An 8,494-nucleotide genomic window follows, 5' to 3' on the forward strand; every position below is an offset into this window, starting at 1 on the left:
GCCTTCCGCGAAGCCGGCGAGTCCGCTCCCCTGCGCGAGGCCGCCCGGCCCCGGCCCGGCGCCGCGGAGAGCCCCCGGCCCGGCGACGCCTACGACGACCGCGAATCGACGGACGGACGCGAAAGCCGGCAGCCGCTCCGCCCGGCGAGCGAGCGCACGCCAGAACAGCGCACCGCCCCCCGCGAACAGGACGTCCCCTCCCGCGACGAGACCGCGCACAAGGCCGTTCAGGACGACGACACGTACGACGACCGCGAGACGGCGGCCTCCCGCGGAGCCCGGGAGTCGCTGCGCCTCGCGGGCGAGCGCGCACCGGAGCAGCGCACCGGGGCCGAGGGGCCTCAGGGCACTCCGCAGCGCGACCCAGCCACCGAGCGGGAGATCCACCGGGACCGCGAGACGGCCTCCCACGAGGATCGCGAACCGCTGCGCACCGCCGATGAACACGCGCCGCACCAGAGCACCGAAGCCGGTGCGCGTGAGGACGCCCCATCGCACGGAGACCGCGAACCGCTGCGCGCCAAGGGCGAGCGCACATCGGACCAGGGCACCGAGGGGCGTGAAGGCGCTCCATCGCGCGACCCTGCCACCGAACCAGGAACGCCCCAGGAGCACGCGACGGCGGCCTCCCAAGAAGCCGGGGAGGCCGTGCGCGCAGCGGAACCGCAGGAGCGTCAAGCGGCGGCTTCCCACGGAGACCGGGAACCGCTCCGCCCCGCAGACGAGCGCGCACCGGAACAGGCCACCGAAGCCGATGCGCGCGAGGACGCTGCGTCGCGCGGCACCGGCACCGAACGCGAGACGCACCAGGACCGCGAGACGGCGGCCTCCCGCGAAGACCGCGAAGCAGTGCGCGCAGCGGGCGAGCGCGTGCCGGAACAGGGCGCCGAGGCCGAGCGGGGAACGCCGGAGCGTGAGGCGGCGGCTTCTCGCGTCCCCGAGCGCGAAACGGAACAGGACGCCGATGCTCGTGAGGTGAGCGCGGGGACGAGCGAGACCGTCGAAGCGGATGACGGGCGCGAGTTCGCGGAGACCCCCGCGCGGCGGGCCGCTCGGTTGCGTGAGGCCGGGCAGGACCAGGAGCCGGCCCGCGAGGAGTCGCCGGCCGGCAAGGCACAGGACGAGCCTGCCGAGGCGGAGCCCGCCGAGGAGGAGCGGTCCCCGCGGGAGAAGAGGCCCGCGGCGCAGCGGGCGGGTCAGCGGCAGTCTTCGCGGACGCCCGCGAAGAAGAAGCCGGCCACTCGCCCGACGATGCCCGCGGCCGGGCAGGAGAAGCCGGCCGGCGCCGCGCCACCGCCGGCCGCCGCCGCGGCGGCCGGGGAACCGGCGGCGCAGCGGCCCGCACGGCGCCGCAAGGCCAAGGGCAAGCGCGCCTCCGTGCCGTCGTGGGACGAGATCATGTTCGGTGCGCGCCGCCCCGAATAGGGCGTCACGCGCCGGGAGTCTCCAGGAACGGCGTCACCCAGGCGGGCGTGATACCGGCGGCCAGGGCCACGGCGTCCTCTTCGGCCATGTCCATCGCCGAGTAGCCGCCGTCGCCCGCGCCGGCCGCGGCGATGAGGGTGGCCAGGCCGAGCCTGCGCTGGAAGAGCGTCCGGCGGATGCGCCAGCCGACGATGGCGGTGTGCTCGACGACCGCCTGGCGGCGGCGCAGGGAGCCTGAGCGGACGCTGAGGCGCTCGCCGTCGGTGACGTGGCCGAGCTGGCGGTAGCGGTCCAGTCCGAGGGGGACGGCCAGGACGGTGAGAACGGCGAACACGGAGGCGGCCGAAGGCTGTCCGGCCAGCACGGCGAGGGCGGCGAACCCGGCCGGGGGCGCCATCGCGCGGGTCAGCCGGCGGCTCCGGGCGGCGGGCGGATGGGCGGTCAGCGGCCTGGGGACGTTGCCGACGACGCGTGCGGCCAGGGACTCGGCGACCGCGCGGGGGGCGGCCGGCAGCAGGCGGCCGCGCTGGGCGGCGTCCCCGAGGCCGGTGATGAGCGCGCCGAGGCGGGCGACCCCGGCGAACCGCTCGAAGGGGTTGTCGGCGAGTTCGACACCTCGCAGCCGGCGGCGTTCGAGGGAGACGCTGCGCCGGGTGATCAGGCCGCGTTCGACCACCAGGGAGCCGTCCCGCTGGTGGACGGTGAAGTCCCAGTTGAACAGCGTGAAGGCGATCACCGACATGACCGGCATCGCGATCAGCAGGAGGATGGCGAGCGCGACGACGAGGGCGGTGGGCAGGCCGACCACCTCGTGGCCGAAGCCCTCCACCCGCTCCTGTGTGATCAGGCCGAGGTCGTCGCCGAGGTTGTAGACCGTGCCCAGGAGGCTGCCGGCCAGCGCGAAGGGCGTGAGGAGGTAGGCGCCGCTGAGCGGGGCGTACACGTACCAGCGGCGCCGCATGCGGGCGAGGACGCGGCGCGGCGGGACGGGGGTGCCCCTGGCCAGCAGGACACGGCGGAGCCGTTCGGCCTCGTGCCGGGAGACGGCGTTCAGCGTGCCCTCGCCGCCCTCCGCGCCCGCGTCGATGTCGACGACCGCCAGCCCGAGAAGCCGGTGCGGGAGGGACGCGCTGATGTCCACCCCCCGGATCCGGTCGCGCGGGATGCTCTTGACCGACCGTCCGATGAGCGCCCGCCGGAGCTCGATGCGGTCGTCGTGCAGCGTGTAGGTGAACGTCATCCAGCCGCCGGCGTGGAAGAGCAGCCCGAACGCCAGTCCGGCGAAGGCGAAGTAGAACGCCGTGGACAGGCCGCCGACCAGGAGTCCCGCCGCGCCTGCGGCGATCAGGGCGATGAGCTCCCGGACGGCGCCGACGACGAACGTGAGCGGATGCAGCCGCCGGGCGGGGGGCGGCTCGGCGGACGGGTGCGCGGCGGGCTCGGAACCCGGGTCGCCGTCTCGTCGGCTCACGTCGCGTCGTCACGGAGGTCGTGTGCCCGGTGCGCCAGATCCTCGGCCAGGCGGGTCGCGACGTCCACGGGGAGCCCGGAGACCTCGGACGACCCGGCGTGGGACGCCGTGTTGACCTCGATGGTGGCCAGGCCCAGGATCCGTTCGATCCAGCCCTGCTGGGTGTCGACGGTCTGGATGCGCCCGACGGGCACCAGCAGCCACTCGCGGCTGAACCAGCCCGTCCGGGTGTAGACCACGTCGGCGCTGACCTCCCAGCGGTGGACCCGGTAACGCCAGACCGGCGCCACGGTCACCACCAGCAGGCCCGCGGCGCCGACGAGGTAGGGCAGCCACCCGATCCGGACCGACATCCACCCGGGCAGGCCGTCCCAGCCGGAGTCGCCGAGCCAGGCCGCCACTCCCAGGGAGAGGCCGAACGCCAGGCCCCACACCAGCAGGTACTCGATCGCCCAGTGCGCGATCGCGCGGGCCGACACCCGGTGTTCGGGCGGCCGCAGACGCGGCGGGTGCGGGCCCCCGCCGTCCTTCCGGTGACTGCGCCGCACCGACGTCACACCGCGAGTTTAGAACGCCGGAGGCCCCCTCCCGTTGTTCCACCGGAGGCTAACCGCCGGTTCCCGGGCACAATTTCGCGCCCACCGGCGTTTTGTCAGTGGCGGATGCGATGTTGGGGTCTCCCGCGCCACCAGCAGAGTCTCGGTCGGGCGGCGTAAAAAAAACTGGATGCGAATCACACCGGACTCCACATAATTTGGCAGCTCCCCTCGACGGGGAACCAAGACGTCCGGCGAACAAGTCCCTAGGAGCTCACATGACGTACGCCATCCAGGCCGACGGCCTGGAGAAGCGGTTCGGTGACACCCAGGCGCTGGCGGGCGTCTCCATCACCGCCCAACCCGGAACCGTTCTGGGGGTGCTGGGGCCGAACGGCGCCGGCAAGACCACCATGACGCGGATCTTGGCCACGCTGATCGAGCCGACCGGCGGCAACGCCCAGGTCGCGGGTTTCGACGTGGTCAAGGAGGCGCACAAGGTACGGCAGCTGATCGGCCTGACCGGCCAGTACGCCGGGGTGGACGAGATGCTCACCGGCACCGAGAACCTCATCCTGATCGGCCGGCTGCTCGGGCTGTCCAGGCGGGCGTCCAAGGCGCGGGCCGCCGAGCTGCTCGAGAGGTTCCAGCTCACCGAGGCCGCCGAGCGCGCCGCCAAGACGTACTCGGGCGGGATGCGCCGCCGCCTCGACCTGGCGGCGAGCCTGGTCGGACGGCCGCAGATCCTGTTCCTCGACGAGCCGACCACCGGCCTCGACCCGCGCAGCCGCAACGGCCTGTGGGACATCGTGCGCGGCCTGACCGCCGACGGCGTCACCGTGCTGCTCACCACGCAGTACCTGGAGGAGGCCGACCAGCTCGCCGACGACATCGTCGTCATCGACCGCGGCCAGATCATCGCGCACGGCACGTCCGACGTCCTCAAGGCGCAGGTCGGCGGCCAGGTACTGGAGGTGCGGCCGGTCGACCCGGCGGACGCCGGCACCGTGGCGAAGATCGTCGGGGAGCTGGCCGAGAGCGTCCCCGAGGTCCACGACGAGCTGGTCACCACGCCGATCACCGACCCCCAGCTGATGCCCGCCGTGGTGCGCCGCCTCGACGAGGCCGGCGTCAACGTCGGCGAGCTGTCACTGCGCAAGTCCAGCCTGGACGAGGTGTTCTTCGCCTTGACCGGGCACCACACCGACGACATCGAAGCCGAGGCCGACGAGCTCGCGCAGGCGGCGAACAAGGAAGGGGCGTCCGCATGACCGCGACGTTCGCGCCGCAGGACCTCTCCAAGCGCGTCGCGCCCGGCACGGCACTGCGCAACACGGCCACCCTGGCGTGGCGCAACCTGGTCCAGATCAAGCACAACCCGATGGAGCTGCTGGACCTGTCCATCCAGCCCATCATGTTCGTGCTGCTGTTCGCCTACGTGTTCGGCCCCGCGATGGCGGGCAGCGTGGAGGCGTACCTGCCGGTCGTCATCCCCGGCATCATCGCGCAGAACGCGCTGTTCGCCGGGATGAGCACCGGTTTCGGGCTCAACACCGACATCACCAAGGGCGTCTTCGACCGGTTCCGGAGCCTGCCGATCGCGCGCAGCGCCCCGCTCGCCGGGCGGATCATCGCCGACACCGCCAAGCAGGCGTGGTCGATGCTGATCCTGCTCATCGTCGGCTTCGCCATCGGCTTCCGGATCGAGACGAACGTCCTGGCGCTGCTCACCGCGTTCCTCCTGCTGCTGGCGTTCGCCGTCCTGTTCTCGTGGATCTCGGTGTACATCGCGATGAAGGTGAACGAGCCGGAGAAGGTGCAGATCTTCGGGTTCGTGGTGATCTTCCCGCTGAGCTTCCTGAGCACGGCGTTCATCCCCACGACCGAGGGCATCCCCGGGCCGCTCGCGTTCTTCATGGACAACAGCCCGGTGACGCAGTTGGTGGAGGCGATGCGCGGCCTGCTGGTCGGCGGTCCCGTCCTCGACCACGCCCTGGTCGCGCTGGCGTGGGGGGTCGGCTTCTCCCTCGTCTTCGCACCGCTCTCCCTGCGCGCCTTCAAGAAGCGCGCCTGATCCCGCGGAAACGGCCCCGGCCGCTCCCCATCAGGGAGCGGCCGGGGCCGTCGCGTGTCCGGCGGAGCCGGGCGGCCGCGGTCAGGCGGCGGGCTCGGCTTCCTTGACCTTGGCGCGGGCGTCGTCCAGGGCGGCCAGTTCGAAGTCGGCGCGCGGCTGCTCGACGGTGGCGAGGGAGACGGTCTCGCGCTTGAGGAACAGCGCGAGCGTCCAGTCCGCCACGACGCGCAGCTTGCGGTTGAAGGTCGGGACCTTCGCGCCGTGGTAGCTGCGGTGCATGAACCACGCCGGCCAGCCCTTGAGCTTGAACCCGTAGGTCTGGGCGACGCCCTTGTGCAGGCCGAGCCCGGCGACCGCGCCGATGTTGGCGTGGACGTAGGGCTTCAGCGTCTTGCCGCGCAGCGAGCGGACGATGTTGTCGCCGAGCAGCTTCGCCTGGCGGACGGCGTGCTGCGCGTTCGGCGGGCAGTACATGCCGTCCTGCGTCAGGTCCGGGATGGCGGCGTTGTCGCCGGCGGTGAACGCCCGCACGAGCCCCTCGACGGTCAGGTACTCGGTGCCCTTGACGCGGCCCTTCTCGTCCACGGGCAGGTCGCCGCTCCGGACGACGGGGGCCGCCTTGACGCCGGCGTTCCAGACGAGCGTCCCGGCCTGGAAGGCGCTGCCGTCCGACAGCTCGATCCGGCCGTCCACCGCGGAGCGCAGGAGCGTGTTCATCTTGACGTCGATGCCGCGCCCGCGGAGCTGCTCGGCGGTCCACTTGCCCATGTCGGGGCCGACCTCGGGCAGGATGCGGTCGGCGGCCTCGACGAGCATGAACCGCAGGTCCTGGGGAGTGACCTTGCGCATGTACTTGGTGGCGTCGCGGGTCATGTCCTCCAGCTCGGCGACCGCCTCGACGCCCGCGAAGCCGCCGCCGACGAACACGAACGTGAGCGCCTTGCGGCGCAGTTCGGCGTCGTCGGTGGACTCGGCGATCTCCAGCTGCTCCAGGACGTGGTTGCGCAGGTGGATGGCCTCGCCGACGGTCTTGAGACTGATGCCGTTCTCGGCGAGCCCCGGGATCGGCAGCAGCCGCGGCACCGCGCCCGCGGCCATCACCAGGTAGTCGTAGGAGATCCGCTCAGGCGGCCCGGCCAGCGGCTGGAGGATCGCCCAGCCCTCGTCGTGGTTCAGCTCGGTGACCCGGGCCTTGCGGACGGTGCACCTGGACAGGACGCGGCGGAGCGGGACGACGACGTGCCGCGGCGAGATGTTCCCGGCGGCGGCCTCGGGGAGGAACGGCTGGTACGTCATGTACGAGTTGGGGTCCACGATGGTGACCTTGACCTCGCCCCACCTGAGCTCGCGTCTGAGCTTCTTCTGCAGGCGCAGGGCGGTGTACATGCCGACATAGCCGCCACCCACGATGAGGATGTGGGGAGCGCCAGGGGTCTCCTGGGCGATCCTGGCCATTGCGGCCCTCCAATGTTCACGGTCGGCTTGTGAAGACATTCACAAGCTAACCGATAGACGTGCCTGACACCAACGAATAGCCACGAAAGAACGTGAGATCTTCCCGATCCGGCAAAGCTGAGGGCGGATACGGCTGTGAAACAGGACACTACTTCCCGAATAATCGGGTGGAACGGGACAGAACACGCATGGTCAAGGTCACAGCACCGGCTTCCGGGAGCCGCCGCCCGGCCGGGACGAAAGGCGCGTTCCACTCCCCGCGAAGCCCTATCGTTGGGGCGAACGAGGAAGGGGGCGCCGACGGGCGAGGCGGCGCGGCCGGAATGACGGCGATCCGGCGGCGCGCGGCGTACGATCTCGCCCGGGAGCGAATCGATGATGAGCAGAGACCGGCGTCCGATCCTGGCCGCGGCGGGCGCCTTCGCGCTCACCGGGGTCCTCGGCGGCTGCGGGCTGATCGGCGAGCCGGAGAACCAGAGCGCCGAGCTGTCGGAGTGGTTCACGGTGACCAGCCCGGTCTTCCGCGATGAGCAGGAGTTGCCCCCGCGGTACGGCTGCACGACGTACCCTGGCGGGCAGGGGAAGACCCCGCCGCTCCGGTGGTCGGGCCTGAACGGGACCAGGTCGTTCGCGATCGTCATGGACGCCCCGGACCGGTCCGGCGGCGCAGGCGTCCACTGGGTGATCGCGGGCATCGACGGGACCGTGAACGAACTCGTCGAGGGTGCCCAGCTGGAAAGAACCGTCGAAGGGTTGACCACAAGCAAGAAGGCGGGCTACGCGCCGCCGTGCCCGCCCAAGGGAGAACGGCACCGGTACCGGTTCACCATCTACGCGCTGGACCACCCGGCACCGTTCGAGAACGGCGCCGCACTGAAGGACTCGCTGCCCGCCATCGCGGAGCACACGATCGGCCGGGGAAGGATCACCGGGAACTTCGGCGGCAACTAGGCGCGTTGACCGTGAGGCTCTCAGGAGCACAGGGTCAGGGCGGACCCCACCGGGGGGAGCTGGAGCCGACAGGGGCGTACCGATGGGCGGGATTGGCCGATCGGCACGCGCCGTGCGAGGGTAAATGTGCGCGAAGGGTGTGACAACGGTCATAGCGGTCGGTCAGAATCGGGCTAGGCCGAGGCGGCGGCGACCCGAGCAGCACCGGCCGCCTGCGACAATCGGGACGGACCCGCGGTCCGCGCCGGGGACTCTCACCGGGCCAAGGCATTGGGTGGTGGCATGACTTCTTACATCGTGGTCTTCGGCCTCATTGTGGTCGTGGTCCTGGTGGGCGTCCTCGTCGCCCTGGGCCTGAGGGCCAGCAGGGCGGGACGCGACGACGACGACTGGATGGACGAGGAGCCGCAGCAGCCGCGCGGCCGCCGGGGAGTCCCGCCGCAGGACGAGATGGGCCCCCCCGACGAGTACGGCTACAACGACGGCTACAACGACGGCTACGACGGCGCCTATGACGGCGGCTACGACCGGCACGGCGCGCCCGAGGGCGCTCCCGACCGCCGCGTCGCCGGCGGTCGGGAG

6 protein-coding genes and 2 pseudogenes are annotated in these 8,494 nt (G+C 71.9%); 5 read left to right on the forward strand and 3 right to left on the reverse strand.

Annotated elements, in window-relative coordinates; translation table 11 throughout:
* Positions 1-1,425 (forward strand): annotated as a pseudogene (locus E1281_RS40755) (hypothetical protein); the annotation flags it as partial.
* Positions 1,426-1,429: 4 nt separating this feature from the next.
* Here the strand turns inward: E1281_RS40755 and E1281_RS33700 are convergent.
* Entirely contained in the window at positions 1,430-2,896 is a 1,467-nt protein-coding gene (locus E1281_RS33700) for a PH domain-containing protein (RefSeq protein WP_131883763.1), read from the reverse strand.
* Positions 2,893-3,453, reverse strand: coding sequence for a PH domain-containing protein (locus tag E1281_RS33705; protein ID WP_131883764.1), 561 nt, complete (start codon positions 3,451-3,453; stop codon positions 2,893-2,895). The genes E1281_RS33700 and E1281_RS33705 overlap by 4 nt, the downstream gene beginning before the upstream one ends.
* Before the next feature lie 257 nt (positions 3,454-3,710).
* Here E1281_RS33705 and E1281_RS33710 point away from each other — a divergent pair, with 257 nt between their 5' ends.
* Both E1281_RS33710 and E1281_RS33715 read left to right on the forward strand, forming a co-directional pair.
* Complete coding sequence (locus E1281_RS33710; RefSeq protein WP_131883765.1) at positions 3,711-4,703, forward strand: ATP-binding cassette domain-containing protein; 993 nt, start codon at positions 3,711-3,713, stop codon at positions 4,701-4,703.
* The gene (locus tag E1281_RS33715) at positions 4,700-5,506 is read left to right on the forward strand and encodes an ABC transporter permease (protein WP_131883766.1); all 807 of its coding nucleotides are present in this window, start codon (positions 4,700-4,702) and stop codon (positions 5,504-5,506) included. Before E1281_RS33710 ends, E1281_RS33715 begins: the two co-directional genes overlap by 4 nt.
* Positions 5,507-5,587: 81 nt before the next feature.
* Here the strand turns inward: E1281_RS33715 and E1281_RS33720 are convergent, their stop codons facing one another.
* Positions 5,588-6,961: an NAD(P)/FAD-dependent oxidoreductase gene (locus E1281_RS33720; protein ID WP_131883767.1), complete on the reverse strand. Its 1,374-nt coding sequence runs from the start codon at positions 6,959-6,961 to the stop codon at positions 5,588-5,590.
* 375 nt (positions 6,962-7,336) lie between these two features.
* Here E1281_RS33720 and E1281_RS33725 point away from each other — a divergent pair, with 375 nt between their 5' ends.
* Both E1281_RS33725 and E1281_RS33730 read left to right on the forward strand, forming a co-directional pair.
* Positions 7,337-7,912, forward strand: coding sequence for a YbhB/YbcL family Raf kinase inhibitor-like protein (locus E1281_RS33725; RefSeq protein WP_243717681.1), 576 nt, complete (start codon positions 7,337-7,339; stop codon positions 7,910-7,912).
* Positions 7,913-8,194: 282 nt separating this feature from the next.
* Positions 8,195-8,494: pseudogene (locus E1281_RS33730) on the forward strand (hypothetical protein); the annotation flags it as partial.

The organism is Actinomadura sp. KC345, from assembly GCF_004348515.1.
Taxonomy (GTDB): domain Bacteria; phylum Actinomycetota; class Actinomycetes; order Streptosporangiales; family Streptosporangiaceae; genus Spirillospora.